The 19,459-nt window shown below is 61.5% G+C and carries 20 protein-coding genes; 10 read left to right on the plus strand and 10 right to left on the minus strand.

Translation table 11 applies throughout. From position 1 onward, the window contains the following. The first annotated feature begins 156 nt into the window (after nucleotides 1-156). Nucleotides 157-1,152: a GlxA family transcriptional regulator gene (locus F3J44_RS06310; protein WP_167061955.1), complete on the plus strand. Its 996-nt coding sequence runs from the start codon at nucleotides 157-159 to the stop codon at nucleotides 1,150-1,152. Between the two features lie 42 nt (nucleotides 1,153-1,194). Here F3J44_RS06310 and zapE read toward each other — a convergent pair whose 3' ends face one another. The 3 genes from zapE to F3J44_RS06325 form a co-directional block, all read right to left on the minus strand. Then, nucleotides 1,195-2,289 carry a cell division protein ZapE gene (gene zapE / locus F3J44_RS06315; RefSeq protein ID WP_167061367.1) on the minus strand — a complete coding sequence of 365 codons (1,095 nt, stop codon included), beginning with the start codon at nucleotides 2,287-2,289 and terminating at the stop codon, nucleotides 1,195-1,197. A gap of 288 nt (nucleotides 2,290-2,577) precedes the next feature. After that, on the minus strand, nucleotides 2,578-3,927 hold the full coding sequence (locus tag F3J44_RS06320) for a tryptophan--tRNA ligase (RefSeq protein WP_167271203.1): 1,350 nt from the start codon (nucleotides 3,925-3,927) through the stop codon (nucleotides 2,578-2,580). 25 nt (nucleotides 3,928-3,952) lie between these two features. Next, nucleotides 3,953-4,588, minus strand: coding sequence for an alpha/beta hydrolase (locus F3J44_RS06325; RefSeq protein WP_167061362.1), 636 nt, complete (start codon nucleotides 4,586-4,588; stop codon nucleotides 3,953-3,955). A gap of 135 nt (nucleotides 4,589-4,723) precedes the next feature. Here F3J44_RS06325 and F3J44_RS06330 point away from each other — a divergent pair, with 135 nt between their 5' ends. Then, complete coding sequence (locus F3J44_RS06330; RefSeq protein ID WP_167061359.1) at nucleotides 4,724-5,161, plus strand: ZapG family protein; 438 nt, start codon at nucleotides 4,724-4,726, stop codon at nucleotides 5,159-5,161. A 142-nt stretch (nucleotides 5,162-5,303) separates the two neighbouring features. Here F3J44_RS06330 and F3J44_RS06335 read toward each other — a convergent pair whose 3' ends face one another. Further along, nucleotides 5,304-6,500, minus strand: a complete 1,197-nt coding sequence (locus F3J44_RS06335) for a methionine gamma-lyase (protein ID WP_167271205.1) — start codon at nucleotides 6,498-6,500, stop codon at nucleotides 5,304-5,306. Nucleotides 6,501-6,627: 127 nt separating this feature from the next. On the opposite strand from F3J44_RS06335, the gene F3J44_RS06340 reads away from it, so the two are divergent. From F3J44_RS06340 to F3J44_RS06370, 7 genes are all read left to right on the plus strand, one after another. Continuing rightward, nucleotides 6,628-7,107 carry an Lrp/AsnC family transcriptional regulator gene (locus F3J44_RS06340; protein ID WP_167061353.1) on the plus strand — a complete coding sequence of 160 codons (480 nt, stop codon included), beginning with the start codon at nucleotides 6,628-6,630 and terminating at the stop codon, nucleotides 7,105-7,107. Nucleotides 7,108-7,220: 113 nt separating this feature from the next. Continuing rightward, on the plus strand, nucleotides 7,221-9,581 hold the full coding sequence (locus F3J44_RS06345; protein ID WP_167271207.1) for an S-type pyocin domain-containing protein: 2,361 nt from the start codon (nucleotides 7,221-7,223) through the stop codon (nucleotides 9,579-9,581). Continuing rightward, the gene (locus F3J44_RS06350) at nucleotides 9,578-9,841 is read left to right on the plus strand and encodes a bacteriocin immunity protein (RefSeq protein ID WP_167271209.1); all 264 of its coding nucleotides are present in this window, start codon (nucleotides 9,578-9,580) and stop codon (nucleotides 9,839-9,841) included. The genes F3J44_RS06345 and F3J44_RS06350 overlap by 4 nt, the downstream gene beginning before the upstream one ends. Nucleotides 9,842-9,960: 119 nt before the next feature. After that, a complete protein-coding gene (locus tag F3J44_RS06355; RefSeq protein ID WP_370526707.1) occupies nucleotides 9,961-10,317 on the plus strand; it encodes a hypothetical protein in 357 nt (118 codons plus the stop codon). Then, the gene (locus F3J44_RS06360; protein ID WP_205299717.1) at nucleotides 10,314-10,577 is read left to right on the plus strand and encodes a bacteriocin immunity protein; all 264 of its coding nucleotides are present in this window, start codon (nucleotides 10,314-10,316) and stop codon (nucleotides 10,575-10,577) included. Before F3J44_RS06355 ends, F3J44_RS06360 begins: the two co-directional genes overlap by 4 nt. Then, entirely contained in the window at nucleotides 10,574-10,756 is a 183-nt protein-coding gene (locus tag F3J44_RS06365) for a hypothetical protein (RefSeq protein ID WP_167061341.1), read from the plus strand. The genes F3J44_RS06360 and F3J44_RS06365 overlap by 4 nt, the downstream gene beginning before the upstream one ends. Before the next feature lie 63 nt (nucleotides 10,757-10,819). Next, nucleotides 10,820-11,488 carry an RES family NAD+ phosphorylase gene (locus F3J44_RS06370; RefSeq protein ID WP_205299718.1) on the plus strand — a complete coding sequence of 223 codons (669 nt, stop codon included), beginning with the start codon at nucleotides 10,820-10,822 and terminating at the stop codon, nucleotides 11,486-11,488. Between the two features lie 31 nt (nucleotides 11,489-11,519). Here F3J44_RS06370 and F3J44_RS06375 read toward each other — a convergent pair whose 3' ends face one another. From F3J44_RS06375 to F3J44_RS06390, 4 genes are all read right to left on the minus strand, one after another. Continuing rightward, nucleotides 11,520-12,152, minus strand: coding sequence for a hypothetical protein (locus F3J44_RS06375; protein WP_205299719.1), 633 nt, complete (start codon nucleotides 12,150-12,152; stop codon nucleotides 11,520-11,522). Between the two features lie 155 nt (nucleotides 12,153-12,307). Further along, entirely contained in the window at nucleotides 12,308-14,209 is a 1,902-nt protein-coding gene (gene cysN / locus F3J44_RS06380; protein WP_167061339.1) for a sulfate adenylyltransferase subunit CysN, read from the minus strand. Between the two features lie 16 nt (nucleotides 14,210-14,225). Continuing rightward, nucleotides 14,226-15,143, minus strand: a complete 918-nt coding sequence (gene cysD, locus F3J44_RS06385) for a sulfate adenylyltransferase subunit CysD (RefSeq protein WP_054884652.1) — start codon at nucleotides 15,141-15,143, stop codon at nucleotides 14,226-14,228. Between the two features lie 251 nt (nucleotides 15,144-15,394). Then, on the minus strand, nucleotides 15,395-16,153 hold the full coding sequence (locus F3J44_RS06390) for a Nif3-like dinuclear metal center hexameric protein (protein WP_167061336.1): 759 nt from the start codon (nucleotides 16,151-16,153) through the stop codon (nucleotides 15,395-15,397). A 169-nt stretch (nucleotides 16,154-16,322) separates the two neighbouring features. On the opposite strand from F3J44_RS06390, the gene algW reads away from it, so the two are divergent. Then, nucleotides 16,323-17,483, plus strand: coding sequence for a Do family serine endopeptidase AlgW (gene algW, locus F3J44_RS06395; protein WP_167061333.1), 1,161 nt, complete (start codon nucleotides 16,323-16,325; stop codon nucleotides 17,481-17,483). Between the two features lie 96 nt (nucleotides 17,484-17,579). Here algW and F3J44_RS06400 read toward each other — a convergent pair whose 3' ends face one another. Further along, complete coding sequence (locus tag F3J44_RS06400; protein WP_370526366.1) at nucleotides 17,580-18,296, minus strand: amino acid ABC transporter ATP-binding protein; 717 nt, start codon at nucleotides 18,294-18,296, stop codon at nucleotides 17,580-17,582. A gap of 58 nt (nucleotides 18,297-18,354) precedes the next feature. Then, nucleotides 18,355-19,425, minus strand: coding sequence for an amino acid ABC transporter permease (locus F3J44_RS06405; RefSeq protein ID WP_205299741.1), 1,071 nt, complete (start codon nucleotides 19,423-19,425; stop codon nucleotides 18,355-18,357). Nucleotides 19,426-19,459 lie beyond the last annotated feature (34 nt).

Genomic DNA, 19,459 nt, shown 5'->3' on the forward strand with positions numbered 1-19,459 from the left:
CGGGGCAAGCCCGCTCCTACAGGGATCTCACTGCCTGTGGGAGCGGGCTTGCCGGCGAAGCAGGCGACCCGGTGCTGCGGGGTAGACACAATCGCCAAAAAATAAGACGATCCAGCCGGTGATTGACCACTCTACCCTATAAGAACAATGACAATGATGTTTACCCAACCCTCCGCGTCGCTGCGGCGCGTCAGCATCCTGGCCATTGACAAGGTCTTTGCTTCGACCTTGATGCAGGCCAAGGACTTCTTCCACCTCGCCAGCCTGCGTTACAGCAAGCAACTGGGCCTTGGCTTGCAGCCAATGTTCGAGATCCGCCTGGTTAGCCCCGACGGCAAGCCGGTGGACAGCTTCAGCAATGTGCAGCTGCCGGTCGAGGGCGCCCTCGACGATGCCGACATCATCATCCTCCCGGCCTTCTGGGACGATTTCGACAACCTCCAGCAACGCTACCCCCAGGTGCTGCCCTGGCTGCGCGCCCAGCATGCCCGTGGCGCGGTGCTGTGCGCCGAGGCCAGCGGGGTGTTCTGGCTGGCCGAATCAGGCCTGCTCGACGGCAAGGAAGCGACCACCTACTGGCGCTTCTTCGACAGCTTCGCCGAGCGCTTCCCGAAGGTGCGCCTGAACCAGGACAAGCACCTGACCGACGCCGACAACCTGTACTGCGCCGGCGGCACCACCTCGGCCTGCGACCTGTACATCTACCTGATCGAGCGTTTCTGCGGGGCCAACGTGGCCCGCGCCGTGGCCCGCGACATCCTCTACGAAGTGCAGCGCAACTACACCCCGGGGCGCATGGGCTTCGGCGGCCAGAAGCTGCACCAGGACCTGATCATCCTGCAGATCCAGCACTGGCTGGAGGAGCACTTCGCCGACAAGTTCCGCTTCGAGGACGTGGCCCGAAACCACGGCATGAGCATCCGCAACTTCATGCGCAGGTTCCAGGGCGCGACCGGCGACAAGCCGTTGCACTATTTGCAGCGGCTACGCATCGAGACGGCCAAGGGGCTGCTGTCGAGCACGCGCAAGAGCATCAAGACCATCAGCTACGAGGTGGGCTATGACGATGCCAGTTTCTTTGCGCGGTTGTTCCGCCAGCACACGGAATTGTCGCCGAACCAGTATCGGCAGCAGTTCATGCAGGAGGCCTGAGGGCCCACACAGCGAAAGGGCCGCAAAGCGGCCCTGAAATCCCTACGGCTTGTGCGCCCGCGATAGGAATTCGTGGGACTGCATCTCCAGCAACCGGCTCAGGGTACGCTGGAACTCGAAGCTAAGGCGCCCGCCGGTGTACAGGTCCTTGAGCTCCACCTCAGCCGAGATGATCAGCTTGACGTTGCGGTCGTAGAACTCGTCCACCATGTTGATGAAGCGGCGGGCGATGTCGTCGGTGGCAACGCCCATCTGCTCGACGTTGCTCAGCAGCACGGCGTGGAAAATCTTGCCCAGCTCGATGTAGTCGTTCTGGCTGCGCGGCCCATCGCACAGGGCGCGGAAGTCGAACCAGGCAACGTCGTCGCAGGTGCGCAGGGCCTGGATCGGCCGGTTCTCGATCATCAGCGTGTCGTTCTCGACCGCCTGGGTGCATTCGGGCGTCAGCGCCTTGAAGCTGGCGCGCATGCTCTGGTGCGCGGCATCGTTGAGCGGGTGGTGGAACAGTTCGGCCTGTTCCAGGTGGCGCAGGCGGTAGTCCACGCCACTGTCGACGTTCACCACGTCGGTGTACTGCTTGATCATGGCGATGGCCGGCAGGAAGCGTGCGCGCTGCAGGCCGTCCTTGTACAGGCCGTCGGGAACGATGTTGGAGGTAGCCACCAGCGACACACCGTTCTTGAACAGCTCTTCCATCAGGGTGCCGAGGATCATGGCATCGGTGATGTCGGAAACGAAGAATTCGTCGAAGCAGATCACCTTGGCTTCTTCGCTGAAGCGCTTGGCGATGATGGTCAACGGGTTCTTCTCGCCCTTGAGGGTTTTCATTTCCTCGTGCACACGCTTCATGAAGCGGTGGAAGTGCGTGCGCATCTTCTGCTTGAACGGCAGCGCCTCGTAGAAGGTATCGACCAGGTAGGTCTTGCCTCGCCCTACCCCACCCCAGAAGTACAGGCCCTTGACCGGCGTCTGCTCCTTCTTGCCGAACAGCTTGCCGAACACGCCCGGCTTGTTGTTCTGCGCGTGCACGAGGTCGTCGTACAGCCGCTGCAAGTGACGCACCGCCGTTTCCTGCGCCGCGTCATGGAAGAAGTCGGGACGTTTCAGATCTGCTTGATATCGTTCTAGGGGCGTCATGATTTCGTTAGCGAGGCAACAAAAAACGGGCCGTCACTGTAGCGACAGGCCCGCTTAATGGCAATGCGACTTGCGTCAATATGCCTCATTCAAGGCCGTTTTGCGCTGTATGGCGCCGGCTTTGCCAGCGCACACGCTGCACCTGTAGGAGCGAGCGCAGCTCGCGATGGGCTGCAAAGCAGCCCCGCTGTTATGGGCCGCAATGCTGAAACCCAAGGGCCGCTGCGCGCCCCATCGCGAGCTACGCTCGCTCCTACCGGGGTGGTGCCGGCCTGGAGATTTTGGCCTTCAGTCCTGTTGGGGTGCCAGGGCTTCGCGCAGGCTCTGGATGGCCGAATCACGGGCTTCGGCGCTGGCGAACTGCGGGCCTTCGGCCACTTGCTCGTCGTTCAGCCACAGGCTGAAGCCCAGGCCTTCGATGCGCACATCGGCGTCTACGCCCTGCTGCAGCTGCTTGCTTACAGCGCCAGCGCTTTTGCCATCGGCAAAGCTGCGCGACAGCAGCAACTGCTCGCCATCGGCGGCCAGCAGGCGGAAGCGGAAGCTGCCGTCCTCGTCGCGGAAGCTGACGAAACGCGCGCTCTTGGCGGCTTTTTTCTTCACTTCGGTGGTGGCCTGCACGCTGCTGCGGAACGAACGCAGGCCAACGGCCTCGCGCAGCTGCTCAAGGAACGGGGTGGCAATCTTGCGGGCCTTGGCGGCGCCGGCCAGAAGAATGTCTTCCAGGTCGGCCGGGCGCGAGATCAGCTGGTGATAGTGCTCGCGTTTTTCCGCCAGCTGGCCGTCCAGCAGCTGGAACAGGCGCTGCTTGGCTTCACCCCAGCCCAGGCCCTGCAGCAGCTCTTCGCGGAACTCGGCGCATTGCGCCGGCGTCGAGAAGGCCTGGAACAGGGTGAACAGGTGGGCGTTGTCCGGGTCTTTGGCTTCGCCGGGTGCGCGCGAGTCGGTGACGATGCGCGAAATGGCGTCCTTCATGTCCTTGGCGCTGGTGAACAGCGGAATGGTGTTGTCGTAGCTCTTGGACATCTTGCGCCCGTCCAGGCCCGGCAGGGTCGCCACGCTTTCCTCGATCACCGCCTCCGGCAGGGCGAAGAAGTCGTTGCCTTGGCCGAACAGGTGGTTGAAACGCTGGCCAATGTCCCGCGCCATTTCCACGTGCTGGATCTGGTCACGGCCAACCGGCACCTTGTTGGCGTTGAACATCAGGATGTCGGCAGCCATCAGCACCGGGTAGCTGTACAGGCCCATGGTCACGCCGGCATCCGGGTCTTCACCGGTTTCCAGGTTCTTGTCCACCGAGGCCTTGTAGGCGTGCGCGCGGTTGAGCAGGCCCTTGGCCGCCACGCAGGTCAGCAGCCAGGTCAGCTCAGGAATCTCAGGGATGTCGGACTGGCGGTAGAAGGTCACCTTCGCCGGGTCCAGGCCGCCAGCCAGCCAGGTGGCGGCGATCTCCAGGCGCGAACGCTGGATGCGCAGCGGGTCGTCGCACTTGATCAGGGCGTGGTAGTCGGCCAGGAAGTAGAACGAGTCGGCACCGGGCTGCTGGCTGGCGACGATCGCCGGGCGAATGGCGCCGGCGTAGTTGCCCAGGTGCGGGGTGCCGGTGGTGGTGATACCGGTGAGGATGCGCGTGGTCATGGGTGTTCGCTTATTCAGGCTTGGCTCAGTTCGAAAGGCGCGGCAGCAGCAGATCCTTCAGATCGGTCAGCTTGCCATGGAAGAAGTGTCCGCATTCTGCCACTTTCAGCAGCTCATGGGGGCGGCCCAGTGTTTCAGACCATTGGTAAACCAGCTGTGGGTCGACGACTTCGTCGGCGTCGGGCTGCACCACGGTAATCGGGCATTGCTGCGGCAACGGGAATTCGGCGCCAAGGCGCATCACCGCCGGGGCGATCATGAACAGCTGCTGCAACTGCGCGCCTTGCGCTTCCAGGCGCCCGGCCAGGCTGGTCGCGACGAAACCGCCGAACGAGAAGCCCATCAGCACCAGCGGCAACTGCGGGTGCTTGTCGCGCAGCCAGGCCGCGGCAGCCTCGGCATCGGCCACCTCGCCGGCGCCCATGTCATGGCTGCCGGCGCTGGCGCCGACGCCGCGGTAGTTGAAGCGCAAGGTCACGTAGCCGGCATCGCGGGCGGTGCGCTGCAGGGTCGAAACCACCTTGTTGAGCATGGTGCCGCCCTGGACCGGGTTGGGGTGGCAGATCAGCACCGCACCGCGGGCATCGGCCACGTCCAGGTACAAGGCTTCCAGCTGGCCCATCGGGCCGTCGATGAACAAGGGGGTTTCGCGGACAAGCAAGGCACTACTCCGTGACCTCGAAGGGGGTCGATTCGTCTAGGTGAGGAATTCTGTTCTGATTTGCGATCGCTCGCGGTATACAGCGCAGGTCTGAGCCGTTAACGTAAAGCAAAGCCGTTTATAGAGGAAGGACTCGTGGAACTCTCGCTCCTTGTTTGGTTGTTGCCAACCCTGGCCCTGGTCATCGGTGTGGCGGTCGGTTTCATCGTGGCCCGCCTGTTGCCCAACGCGGCGCCCAGCAGCACCCAGCGTCAGCTGGATGACATCCAGCAGCGCTTCGACAACTACCAGAACCAGGTGGTTACCCACTTCAACAGCACCGCGGTACTGGTCAAGAAGCTGACCCAGAGCTACCAGGACGTGCAGGACCACCTGGCCGACGGCGCCAACCACCTGGCGCTCGACGACCTGACCCGCCAGCGCCTGCTGGCCGCGCTGCATTCCGAAGGCACCCAGGGCCCGCGTGATCGCCTGACACCGCCGAAGGACACCGCCGAAGTACCCCGTGACTACGCGCCAAAAGCGCCGAACTCGCCGGGCATGCTCGACGAGAGCTACGGGCTCAAGCGCTGATTCGCTGAAATGAACAAGGCCTCGAAAGAGGCCTTTTTCTTGCGCAAGATCCTCGCCCCTTGTAGGAGCGGGCTTGCCCCGCGAACACCGGCGCAGCTGGTGCCAGCCACCGCGTCACCTGCTTCGCGGGGCAAGCCCGCTCCTACAGGCAAGCCGCCAACGCCTGCGCCACATCCGCCAACAAATCCTCCACATCCTCCAACCCCACCGACAACCGCACCAACCCCTCGGATATCCCGTGATGCGCCCGTTGTTCAGGCGTATAGCTGGAATGGGTCATGCTCGCCGGGTGCTGCGCCAACGACTCGGCATCGCCCAGGCTTACCGCCCGGGCAAACAGCTGCAGGGCGTTCATGAAGCGCCTCCCCGCCTCGATCCCGCCCTTGAGCTCGAAAGCGATCATCCCGCCCGGTAGGCGCATCTGCCGCTGCGCCAGCGCGTGCTGGGCAAACGATGCCAGCCCCGGGTAATGAATCAGCTCCACCTGTGGCTGCCCGGCCAGAAACTCGGCCAACTGCTGGGCATTGGCACAATGGCGGTCCATGCGCAGGGCCAGGGTCTTGATCCCGCGCATCAACAACGACGCATCGTGGGGCGAGAGCACCGCGCCGGTCATGTCCTTGAGCCCCTCCAGGCGAATCCGGTCGATCAGCGCCTTGCGCCCGACCACCAGGCCTGCGGTGATGTCACCATGGCCGCTGAGGTACTTGGTGGCTGAGTGCACCACCAGGTCAGCCCCCAGTTCCAGTGGCCGTTGCAGGTACGGCGTGCAGTAGGTGTTGTCGACGACAATATGCAGGTCGTGCCCCCGCGCGGCCTGAGCAACCGCCGCGATATCCACCAACTGCATGTTCGGGTTCGCCGGTGTTTCGAAGTAGATCATCCGGGTTTTTGGGGTGATCGCAGCTTTCAGCGCCTCGGCATCGTTGAGGTCCACATGCCGCACCTTGACCCCGAATTCCCCGATGCCGTGGTGCATGTAGGCAAAGGTGCAGCCATACACCGTCCGCCCGACGATCAATTCATCACCCGGGCGCAGCAGGGTCCACAAGGTCGAGGTAATGGCCCCCATCCCCGAGGCCAGCGCCAAGCCCGCCTCGCCACCCTCCAGCGACGCCATGCGCTGCTCCAGCAACGCCAGGGTCGGGTTGGAAATGCGGCTATAGAAGTGGCCACCTTCCTCCCCGGCAAAGCAGGCAGCGCCGTACTCGGCGGTTGGGAAGGCATAGGTTGCGGTTTGATACACAGGTGGCACCAGGGCGCCGCCATGGGAAAGCGGGTCGTAGCCGTGGTGAATGGCGCGGGTGGAAAAACCGGTGTTGTTATGGGAGTCGCGCATGGCAACAGCCTCTGGTGGTTTGTTCTAAGCTTATGCCACCAGGCCAACAGAATTTTTCCAAACTTGCCCACGGTTTAGGGCCTGCCTTGGAAAGAAAACAATAAAAACCACCCCAGGAGGGCAAAGCATGCCTTCAAGCCTCGACCGCACCGACCGCGCTCTGCTCGCAGCCCTGCAGAACAATGCCCGCCTTACCGTTTCGGAACTGGCCGACCAGGTCGCGCTGACCACCTCGCCCTGCTGGCGGCGGGTCAAGCTGCTGGAAGACAACGGCTACATCACCGGCTACCAGGCCATCCTGTCGCCCAAAGCGCTGGGGTTTGGGGTCACAGCGTTCGTCAGCATCATGATGGACTCACATACCAAGGACATGGCCCTGGCGTTCGAGCGCAGGCTGATGGAAATTCCCGAGATCGTGGCGTGCCATAACATCTCTGGGCGGTATGATTTTCTGTTGGAGATACTGGCGCGGGACCTGGAATCGTTTGGGGAATTTACCCGCGAAGTGCTGCAGCGGCTGCCGGGGGTGAAAGAGATCTACTCAAGTTTTTCCTACAAGGCAGTTAAGGAAAAACGGGTGATTCCTGTGTCTGAAACGCATATTTGAATCGAATCTTTCAAACCGGTGGGAAGCCTCCTACCGATTGACAGACCGCGCCTGACATACACGAATAACCAGCCGTAGCACGCTTGCCATGTAGCGATTAGGAGGATGACTACATGGCTCAAAATGAAACCGTCAAATTTGGTGAACCCTTCCGTGATTCGCGCGGTGCGCTGAATCTGAATGAGGGCGTCTGGACGCGCGCCCACGCTCCAGACCGTGTGCCTCTCAGCCCGTTGCCCCCGTTATCTGGGACCGGCTATGGCGGCTGGGGTCTGGATACAGGGCGCCCTCGAGGCACTGGAGGGCCTAGCCGTTTCGCCCGGGAGAAAGGCTGGCGAACAGTTTTCGGCGAAGAGCAATTAGCCGTTAATAACGGCTTCGCTGATCAATACGCCCCCGCCCTTGAGCAACTTCCCGCGCAAATCGAAGCTGAACGCACGGCTATCGAACAACAAGCGATTGCAGGGGCAGCTGGCAACCCTAGCCGGCATGCCGAGTTACGCCAACAGCTCTACACTACGAGCTTGCAACAGAAGCGCGCCGAGTATCTTCAAATCGCACCGGTGGCAACAGGCTTCTACGGCGCCATTCCTTTTTACAAACGCTACGACTCCTTCGCCACCCGGTTGAACGATGACGGCGCGTTCACAATGGGTACCTCCGCCGAGGAATGGGGGCGGCGAGTCTGGGAAACTTACGGCGCGTCAGTGGAGGCTGCCTACCGCCTGCACATCGCCGCGCAGAAGTTTCAGGCGTTGGCGGCGGCCCTGCCGGAAATGGCTCGCCAGGTCGACGAGGCAGAGCTTGCCCAACCCACTGTCGACCTCCCCAGAGCAATCGAGCGGCGGTATGGCCAAATTCTTCAAGAACAGCAAATCTGTTTCGAGTGCCTGCCAAGCTTCCTGCAGCATCAAGTGGCTCAATCCACCCCGACCCAGGAAACCGATACTCTCGTTCAGCGCTTTTCAGCCTACGCAAACACTGCCAATGCGCTGATCGCAGCGAAGCAAGCCGAGGTACCCGCTTTCAGCGACTCCAACCCGAACATCATCGGTCCACTTTCCAAGCCACAAACCGAGGCACTGCAACACCTCGTCGATGAACAGGCCACCCGTCGGGCCGGCGTGCTTTGGGCGGATTATCACCGGGCGCTGGCGCTCACCGAGTCCATTCGTTACTTGCAACAATTCAGCGCAGCGATGGCGAACCTTACCCAGCGAGCGATTGAACTGGAACAACTGCAAGCAAGGCTTGCAGCCGAACGTGCAAGGGCCGAGGAGTCTGCACGTCAGCAAGCAGAAGCCGCGCGGATAGCTGCAGAAGAAGTCGCACGTCAGCAAGCGGAAGCTGAGCGGGTAGCTGCCGAAGAAGCGGCCCGGCGCCAAGCCGAGGCAGCACGCCAACGCATCAGCTACATCAGCAACACCCACTCTGCTGCTTCTGCAACGACCGTCATTCCGATTGGGGCAGCGACCTTCGCTGTCGAAGTCGCGTCGGTTGCCATTCGCGCAACGCTCATCGCAGCCGTAAGTCGATTGGCTGGATTATCGGCCCCCTTGGCGGTAGGCGTACTTTCGGCAGGATGGCCTGCAACGCTCGGTAATGCAGAAAGGCGCTACATAATCAGTACCCCGCTTTCCAGCCTTTCTCCACCTAATGGGCCTGATCTCGCGGCCCTTGCCCTTTCTTCAGCCAGCGTGGACGTGCCCTATTTACTTGCGGGTAGTGAAGAACAGAACGACATCGGCTTGTACGTGGTCCCTGGCGGGAAAGCAGTGGCCGTAAGGGCGGCGACATTCGACACAGAACGCAAGGTTTACAGCCTTGCACTGGAGAACCCACACCGCATTCTGACCTGGACACCCGCAAGCCCGCCCGGAGGCGGTGAAGGTAGCTCTACGAGCCTGCCACCGGCGCCGCCGGGCACTATTGTCTACACCGGCAGTAGTCTGAATCCTGTCAGCAACGCAACGGAAAGTTATCCTGCACTGGACCTGCTTGATCAGGAACGGCTGATCGTTACCTTCCCGATCGACTCGGGATTGCCGCCTATTCTGGTGGTGTTCAAGAGTCCGAGGTATGAGCCAGGAACTGTCACAGGGCAAGGGTCAACGGTCGAAGGGGCATGGCTCTCAGAAGAAACGCGCAATGCAGGCGCAGCAATACCTGCTGCAATTGCTAACCTACTCAGAGGAAGGGAGTTTCGGGACTTCGATGCGTTCAGAAATGAATTCTGGAAAAGTGTCGCCAATACGCCAGAGCTATCAACGCAATTCAATGTGGCCAACAATAGACTTATGCATAAAGGCTATGCCCCCAAGGCACGTGACATCGATCACTACAAAGGCAATACCACTTTTATACTTCACCATGTTACCCCCATTTCGGAAGGCGGAGCCGTGTACGATTTAGACAATATCAAAGTGGTAACACCAGAGGCTCACAACCGAATCCACTACGGGGCATCGCAATGAAAGACAAGAAGAACATTTCCGACTTCACTGAGAATGAATTCCTCAAACTCATTATTTCCATCGCCGACCCGGCGGATGACGTCAGCGAGAAGGAGCTGGACGCTCGCATACTAGATTTCAAAGAAATTTCTGAACACCCCAGCGGATCAGACCTTATTTATTGGCCTGAAGCCGATGGCTTGGACACTCCCGAAGAAATTCTAAGAATTGTGAAAGAGTGGCGTGCTGCCAAGCAATTGCCCGGTTTCAAAGCATCCTAAAGCCTAGCCCCCCGCCTCGGCGGGGAACCTCAACTGAACGAAGCTTCCTACAAGCTCATCAAAAAAACCTCACACCAAATGCAGCACGGTGAATATTCCCATCCCAAACCAGCAAAGCCATGATCCATGCATCACTTCAAGAGAGAACCGCGGTCATGGCCATGCACCTCCCAGAGCACATCGCAACCAAGCTGGCAGAGCAAACCTTCGCCAGTTTCGACGATTTCTCCCAGTCCTTCTGGATGGCCCTCGCCGAGGACCCGGTCTATTCCAACCAGTTCGTCGCCTCGCAACTCAACCGCCTCAAGCAAGGCTGGCCACCCCGCGCGCCGTTCGATGAAACCGCCAAAGGCGTGCGCAACTATCAGGTCTGCCACCTGGACCCACCCGCCTTCGGCGGTGAGACGTACAGCGCTGAAAACCTGCGAATCATGAGCGCCCTGCAGTACGCGCTGTCGTCGGAGGTGCAGTGGTGATCAGCCAAAAATACAGCCTTGCCGACTACACCTGCGCCGAGTTCAAGGTGGTGATCGAGGAACTGCTCCAGGCCTCTGGTACTTCGGCCTGGCAGGATCGGCTGCTTGAGCACTTCATCGACATCACCGAGCACCCGGGTGGCTCGGACCTGCTCTATTACCCAGCCAATGAACTGGAGGGCTGCGCCATGGGTGTGATCGCACGTATCATTGCCTGGCGAAAATCAAAGGGCCTTCCCCTGTTCAAGGACGCGCAATGAAAACGCCGGTATGGATGCTGCTGTTGCTTCTCTCGGGTTGTACCAATGGCGATTTCTTTCTGTTGCCCAGCCAGCAGGACCTGAAATTTGCCTGCGACATGGACCCCTACAAACAAGGGTGCGAACGGCGAAGTGACTATGATCGGCACTTCAAGTCCGTCGAGGGCAAGAAGGGCTAGGCAAACTATGTCATTCAATTCGCACTCTCTGCCGACACCGCCGCGATTGATCGGAGGTATCGCATGAGCAAGACGGCAATGCAGCCCGAAAACACAATCGCCAGGCAAGTGCGGGAAACCCTGAAATGCTATCCGGAACTGGTGCGTCAGTTAACCGGAGGTACAGTACTGCACCGCGTTCAGCCCTCTCGCTACGATGCCAACCCCGTGCACTATCGCGCTGACTCCGATACGCGCTATGCCGATCCCACCAAGCAGGTTGGTGTCTACTATCTGGGTTTTACCGAAGCAGTTGCGATCGCCGAATCTTTCCAGCCTGGGCAAGGCGTCGACGACCAGTCCGTCAGCCTTCGGCAACTTCAGCAAACGTCTCTGCATCGGCTCAAGACAGCACGCGTGCTGAACGTGGTCGACGTGGCAGCGCTGGCAAACAGAGCCACTTACCATAAAGTGCGAGATATCGTGCAAGCCAAGGGACAGGGGCGTGAGGGATACGCACTTACCCAAAACTTAAGCCAGGCGTGCATGGCGATCGCCGAGGTCGATGGTCTTCTTTACCAGTCAGCAGTCTACACCGTGACCGGTTCGCTGGACGGATGCAATCTTGTCCTGTTCGAGGGCCGGAAGCGTCAAGTCGAAGCAGTTAGCCACCAGCGGGTAATGGAAGCGTTGCTATCCAATGGCGAAACAGCCATAGAGCTTTTGGAAAGCCTAGGTGTAGTGCTGGAGTAAGCACCTGGCGGACCTCCCACGAAGCCCGCCTTCACTGCCCCGCCATCAGCGCATTGTGGTAATCACGCGTGATGATTTCCAACGCCACAGGGTCATCCAGCACTTCGAAACGCGGCATAACGTTACTCGGCTCGCCTGGGTCGGAATAGTCCATCCTGCCCACCAGATGCTGAACAAGCGTATTCATCGCTTCGGCATCGGCGGGATCGACATCCAACGATGAAATCAATGCCTCGATAACCGGCCTTGGCTTGTTTCCCGAAAATTGAAACGATGGGTAGAACTTTCTGCGATTGCCTGTGTTGGTGTATGCCAGCAGCTTCCCGGCCTTGGCCTTCTGACTCAATGCTTGCTTGGTAATACCCAGGATCTCGCAAGCCGCTTTGGCATCAAGCAGTTCACAACGGCTGGTCACCCGCTCGAAGGCCCGCGCCTTCATCCGGGCCACAGCCTCTTGATTGCGCGTTGCGATACTGCGCTTGGCCTCGACCTCCACCCTGGCGAGGGCTGCAAATGCCTTTTCGTCAGCGAGCGCCACGGCCTTCAACACCACAACCGCTGACGCTCGTTCAAGATGCTCCTCGAAGCGCTCCCGCAAGGCTGCCTTGGCCGCCTCGACATGCGCGAGCGCAGGATGCATGGCATCGTGGGTGATCACACTCATGGGGCCTCCTCAGGGCCTGAATAGCCCCTGTGCGGATAGGCTAGGATGCCTTGCGATACCTGTCAACTTGTCAATTTGTCTAAACGTAAACCAGGCAGCCATTCAACAGGCACAAAAAACCCCGCCGAAGCGGGGTTTTTCATCTGCAGCAATGCTTAGATCGCGCCACGCTGACGCAGCACATCCAGCACCTGCTTCACGCCTTCCTCAACGCTGGTGTTCTGGGTATCGATGACCAGGTCAGCATCCAGCGGCACATCGAACGGGAAGCTCTCACCCGGGATGTTGTCGCCGCCGGCGGCATACAGGCCCTGTGGGTCGCGCTCGCGGCAGGCCAGTGGCGAGGCCTGTACGTAAACGGTCACCAGGCGGTCCTTGCCGATCAGCGCCTTGGCCTGCTCGCGGCCTTCGGCGTCCGGGGCAACGAAGGCCGCCAGGGTCAGCAGGCCGGCTTCGTTGAACTGGCGCGCCACATGGGCGGCGCGGCGCCAGTTCTCGGTGCGGCCGGCGCGGTCCTGGGGCAGGCCCTTGTTCAGGTCGTGGCGCAGGTTCTGGCCATCGAGCACGTACACCGCACGGCCCATGTCGAACAGCTTGCGCTCCACGGCGTAGGCCAAGGTGCTCTTGCCAGCGCCGGACAGGCCGCTGAACAGCACGGTGGCCGGCTGCTGGCCGAAGCGCAGGGCGCGCTCTTCGGTGGCCACGTGAGCCTGCTTGCCATGCTGGCCGGTGCTGCCATGGGGCAGTACTGGCGGCGCGATGATCATGCCAGCGCCGACGGTGCCGTTGGTCAGGCGGTCGATGACGATGAACGCGCCAGTGGTGCGGTTGCTGTCGTAACCGTCCAGGGCGATCGAGGTGTCCAGGGCAACCTTGACCCGGCCAATCTCGTTCAGTTGCAGGGCACTGGCAGCGCCCTGCTCCAGGGTGTTCACATCGACCTTGTGGGTGATGCTGGCAATCGAGCCCGGCACATAGCTGGTGGCGCGCTTGATGTCGTACTTCTTGCCCGGGAGCATCGGCTCCTCGGCCATCCACACCAGCATGGCGTCGAACTGGTCGGTCACTGGCGGTACGTTGTCGGCATGCACCAGCAGGTCACCACGGGAGATGTCGATCTCGTCTTCCATGGTCAGGGTCACGGCCTGGCCTGGGCCGGCGTTTTCCAGTTCACCTTCGTAGGTGACGATGGACTTGACCCGGCTGCTCTTGCCCGACGGCAGCACCACCACTTCGTCACCCTTGTGCACCACGCCGCTGGCGATGGTGCCGGCGAAGCCGCGGAAGTTCAGGTTCGGGCGGTTGACGTACTGCACCGGGAAGCGCAGGTCGGTGAAGTTGCGGTCGGCCGAGACTTCGACGGTCTCAAGGATTTCCATCAGGGTCGGGCCTGCGTACCACGGCGAGCGCTCGCTGTGGTTGACCACGTTGTCGCCCTTGAGCGCCGACATCGGCACGAAGTGCAGGCTGCTTGGCTTGAGGTCGATGGCGTCGGCGAACTTCAGGTAATCGGCCTTGATCGACTCGAACACGCCTTCATCGAAGCCTTTGAGGTCCATCTTGTTGACCGCAACCACGATGTGCTTGATGCCCAGGAGCGAGGCGATGTAGCTGTGGCGGCGGGTTTGCGTCTGCACGCCATAGCGGGCATCGACCAGGATGATCGCCAGGTCGCAGGTGGACGCACCGGTGGCCATGTTGCGGGTGTACTGCTCGTGGCCCGGAGTGTCGGCAATGATGAACTTGCGCTTGGCGGTGGAGAAGTAGCGGTAGGCGACATCGATGGTGATGCCCTGCTCGCGCTCGGCCTGCAGGCCGTCGACCAGCAGCGCCAGGTCGACTTCCTCGCCGGTGGTGCCGACCTTCTTCGAATCGCGGGTGATGGCCTCGAGGTGGTCCTCGTAGATCATCTTCGAATCGTGCAGCAGGCGCCCGATCAGGGTGCTCTTGCCGTCATCCACGTTACCGCAGGTGAGGAAACGCAGCAGTTCTTTACGCTCGTGCTGAGCCAGATAAGCGAGGATGTCTTCGCTGATCAAATCGGATTGGTGCGACATGGAGTAACCCTGAAAATTAGAAGTAGCCCTGACGTTTCTTGTCTTCCATGGAACCGGCGCCATCGTGGTCGATGACCCGGCCCTGGCGCTCGGAAGTGCGCGTCAGGAGCATTTCCTGAATGATGTCGGTGAGCGTTTCGGCTTCCGACTCGACAGCGCCCGTCAATGGGTAGCAGCCAAGGGTACGGAAACGCACCTTCTTCTTGACGATACGCGCCTTCTCTTCCTCGGACAGGTGCTCGAGGATGCGGTCGTCGTCGATCATGATCAGGGTGCCGTTCTTCTCGATGACTTCACGCTCGGCGGCGAAATACAGCGGCACGATCGGGATGCCTTCGAGGTAGATGTACTGCCAGATGTCCAGCTCGGTCCAGTTCGACAGCGGGAACACGCGAATCGACTCGCCCTTGTTGACCTTGCCGTTGTACACGTTCCACAGCTCTGGGCGCTGGTTCTTCGGGTCCCAGCGGTGCTTGCTGTCACGGAACGAGTAGACGCGCTCCTTGGCCCGCGACTTCTCTTCGTCGCGGCGCGCGCCACCGAAGGCAGCGTCGAAACCATGCTTGTCCAGCGCCTGCTTCAGGCCCTGGGTCTTCATGATGTCGGTGTGCTTGGAGCTGCCATGGGTGAAGGGGTTGATGCCCTGCGCCACACCCTCGGGGTTGACGTGGGTGATTAGCTCCAGGCCCATTTCCTCGACCATCTTGTCGCGGAAGCGGTACATTTCCTGGAATTTCCACTGGGTGTCGACGTGCATCACCGGGAACGGCAGCTTGCCCGGGAAGAAGGCCTTGCGCGCCAGGTGCAGCATCACGGCGGAATCCTTGCCGATCGAGTACAGCATCACCGGGTTATCGAACTCGGCGGCCACCTCGCGGATGATATGGATGCTTTCCGCCTCCAGCTGTTTCAAGTGCGTCAGTTTGTCGACCATGGCTACTCACGAAAAACGATCTTATGGACGGCCTGCGGGCCGTGTTCGAGCGAGCCACTTTATCACAGCGGCTGATTCTATTTAGGCGGGGGGCTAGATCGAAAAGGTCTAACGATATGACTAGGGGTTTGGGCTTGCAGGCCCGCCCCCTTCGCGGGCAAGCCCGCTCCCACAGAGGCCCGCGCCGCCCTGAAGATAGACACCGAACCTTGTAGGAGCGGGCTTGCCCCGCGAAGCAGGCGACACCGATCTCAGATCGGGTTAGGGCAATCGATGAACAAGTGCTCCAGGGCAAAGCGCCGCGCCAGGTAATCCCCCAGGGCCTGCACGCCATAGCGCTCGGTGGCATGGTGCCCGGCGGCGATGAAGCTCACGCCGTTTTCGCGGGCACTGTGGTAGGTCTGCTCGGAGGCCTCGCCAGTCAGGTACAGGTCCACGCCTGCGGCAATCGCCGTGTCGATATACCCCTGCCCGCCCCCGGTGCACCAGCCAACCCGGCGGATCATCTCATCGCCCTCGACCAGCAGCGGCTCACGCCCCAGCACTTCCTGCACGCGGCGGGCGAAGTCACGGGCGGTGACCGGCTCGGCCAGCGAACCGACCAGCCCGACCACCTTGGGGTTGGCCGGGTCCAGCGGGCCTTCCACGGTGATGTCGAGCTGGCGCGCCAGCTGCACGTTATTGCCGACCTCAGGGTGCACATCCAGCGGCAGGTGGAACGCCAGCAGGCTGATGTCGTGCTTGAGCAGGGTCTTCAGGCGGCGTTGGCGAATGCCGGTGACACACGGGTTCTCGCCCTTCCAGAAGTACCCATGGTGCACCAGGATCAGATCGGCCTGGGCCTCGACCGCGGCGTCCAGCAGCGCCTGGCTGGCCGTGACGCCGCTGACGATGCGGCTGACCTGCGGACGGCCTTCGACCTGCAGGCCGTTGGGGCAATAGTCCTGGATCTTCGCGCTGCCCAGGTAGCGCTCGGCTTCCTCGACCAGGGTGTTGAGAGCGACGGCCATGAAAATCTCCTCGAAAACTGCGCTTTTCTCGGGCGCAACGCCTGAAGAACGCCCGTATAATGCCGGCCATTATGGGCCGTCGTCGGCATCGGGGGAACCGGTGTATAGTCGCGCGCGTTCATGCCCCACTGCGCGGCCACAGGCGCCGGCTCTTTTCCAGGATTCGTTCATGTTCAAGGCTTTGCGTTACTTTGGCTGGCCCCTGCTCACCGGCGTGCTGATCGCCATGCTGATCATCCTGCGCTACCCGGAGTGGGTCGGCCTGCCCAGCCAGGACGTCAACCTGCAGCAAGCCCCGCAAACCACGCGCATCATGCAGGGCCCGGTGTCCTATGCCGACGCCGTGACCCTGGCCGCCCCGGCGGTGGTCAACCTGTACACCACCAAAGTGGTGAACAAAAGCTCCCACCCCTTGTTCGAAGACCCGCAGTTCCGCCGTTTCTTCGGCGACAACCTGCCCAAGCAGCGGCGCTGGGAATCGAGCCTGGGTTCGGCGGTGATCATGAGCCCCGAGGGCTACCTGCTGACCAACAACCACGTCACCAGCGGCGCCGACCAGATCGTCGTGGCCCTGAAAGATGGCCGCGAAACCCTGGCCCGAGTGATCGGCAGCGACCCGGAAACCGACCTTGCGGTGCTGAAGATCGACCTGAAGAACCTGCCGGCCATCACCATCGGCCGCTCCGACAACATCCATATCGGGGATGTAGTGCTGGCCATCGGCAACCCGTTCGGCGTTGGCCAGACCGTGACCATGGGCATCATCAGCGCCACCGGCCGCAACCAGCTGGGCCTGAACAACTACGAAGACTTCATCCAGACCGACGCGGCAATCAACCCGGGCAACTCCGGCGGCGCGCTGGTCGATGCCAACGGCAACCTGGTGGGCATCAACACAGCGATTTTCTCCAAGTCCGGCGGTTCCCAGGGCATTGGCTTCGCCATCCCGATCAAGCTGGCGCTTGAGGTGATGAAATCGATTGTCGAGCACGGCCAGGTGATCCGTGGCTGGCTGGGCATCGAGGTACAGCCGCTGAGCCAGGAGTTGGCTGAGTCGTTCGGCATGCAGGGCCGCCCGGGTATCGTGGTGGCGGGCATCTTCCGCGATGGCCCGGCGCAGAAGGCCGGGTTGCAGCTCGGTGACGTGATTCTGAGCATCAACGGCGAGCCGGCCGGTGACGGGCGCAAGTCGATGAACCAGGTGGCGCGGATCAAGCCGAACGAGAAGATCAGCATCGAAGTGATGCGCAACGGGCAGCAGTTGAAGCTGATTGCCGAGGTGGGGCTGCGCCCGCCGCCGGCACCGGCTGCCAACCCGGAAGACAAGTAAAGCTATCGCGAGCTACGCTCGCTCCTACAGGGGGTAGGCGCCCCAGGGTAGGAGCGAGCAAAGCCCGCGAAGGGCCGCAAAGCGGCCCCAATCACATCAATGCAAGATCTGGCTAAGGAACAGCTTGGTCCGGTCACTGCGCGGCCGGTCGAAGAAATCATCCGGTGCCGCCTGCTCCACGATCTCCCCCTTGTCCATGAAGATCACCCGGTTGGCCACGGTGCGGGCAAAGCCCATCTCGTGGGTCACGCAGAGCATGGTCATGCCGTCTTCGGCCAGGCCGACCATGGTGTCGAGCACTTCCTTGACCATTTCCGGGTCCAGCGCCGAGGTTGGCTCGTCGAACAGCATGATCTTCGGCTTCATGCACAGCGCCCGGGCAATCGCCACGCGCTGCTGCTGGCCACCGGACAACTGCCCCGGAAACTTGTGCGCCTGCTCCGGAATGCGCACGCGCTCCAGGTAGTGCATGGCAATTTCCTCGGCCTTGCGCCGGGGCATCTTGCGCACCCACATCGGCGCCAGGGTGCAGTTCTCAAGAATGCTCAGGTGCGGGAACAGGTTGAAGTGCTGGAACACCATGCCCACCTCACGGCGGATCGCCTCGATCTGCTTGAGGTCGTTGGTCAGCTCCACGCCATCGACCACGATACGCCCCTGCTGGTGCTCTTCCAGGCGGTTGAGGCAGCGGATGGTGGTCGACTTGCCCGAGCCCGACGGCCCGCACAGCACGATACGCTCGCCCTGGCGCACGTTGAGGTTGATGTCCTTGAGCACATGGAACTGGCCGTACCATTTGTTCACGCCCTGCATCTGGATGATGCCTTCGGGGCCGGCCGCTTGTTTGATCGCTTCACTCATTTGCAAACTCCTAACGCTTGTGGCCAGTGTCCAGCTTGCGCTCCAGGTGCATGGAGTAGCGGGACATACCGAAACAGAAAATCCAGAACACCAGGGCAGCGAACACATAGCCCTCGGTGGCCATGCCCAGCCAGGCCGGGTCGGCAGCGGCTTGCTTGACGCTGTTGAGCAAGTCGAACAGGCCGATGATGATTACCAGGCTGGTGTCCTTGAACAGGGCGATGAAGGTGTTGACGATGCCGGGGATCACCAGCTTGAGCGCCTGCGGCAGAATCACCAGGCCCATCGCCCGCCAGTAGCCCAGGCCCATGGCCGCGGCCGCTTCGTACTGGCCCTTGGGAATGGCCTGCAAGCCGCCGCGCACCACCTCGGCCACGTAGGCCGACTGGAACAGGATGACCCCGATCATCGCCCGCAGCAGCTTGTCGAAGCTCATGCCCTCGGGCAGGAACAGCGGCAGCATCACCGACGACATGAACAGCACGGTAATCAGCGGCACACCGCGCCAGAACTCGATGAAGGTCACGCACACCACTTTCACTGCGGGCATTCGCGAACGCCGGCCCAGGGCCAGCAAGATGCCCAGTGGCAAGGCGCCGACGATCCCCACGGTGGCGATCACCAGGGTCAGCATCAGCCCGCCCCACTGGCTGGTGGCAACGTTGCTCAGGCCGAGCAACCCGCCGTGCAGCAGGGTATAGGCCAGCACCGGGTACAGCACCAGAAAGCCCAGGCCATACATGGCCTTGCGCGGGAAGCGCTTGATGAACAGCGGCGCAGCGCCGAGTACCGCCAGCCACACGGTGAGGTCGACGCGCCAGCGCAGTTCGGCCGGGTAGTAGCCATACATGAACTGGCCGAAGCGCTGCTGCACGAACACCCAGCAGGCGCCCTGCTTGGTGCAGTCGGCGCGGGTGGTGCCGACCCAGTTGGCGTCGATCAACGCCCACTGCACCAGCGGCGGCACGATCAGCCACACCAGGTACACGGCGAACAGGGTCAGCAGGGTGTTGAGCCAGCTGGAGAACAGGTTTGCACGCATCCATGCGAGCACGCCGACGGTTTTCACCGGTGGCGGCATGTCGGGTTTGAAAACATGGGCATTCACGGGCGTA

Origin of the sequence: Pantoea sp. Tr-811, from assembly GCF_011752535.1 — a bacterium.
GTDB lineage: Bacteria > Pseudomonadota > Gammaproteobacteria > Pseudomonadales > Pseudomonadaceae > Aquipseudomonas.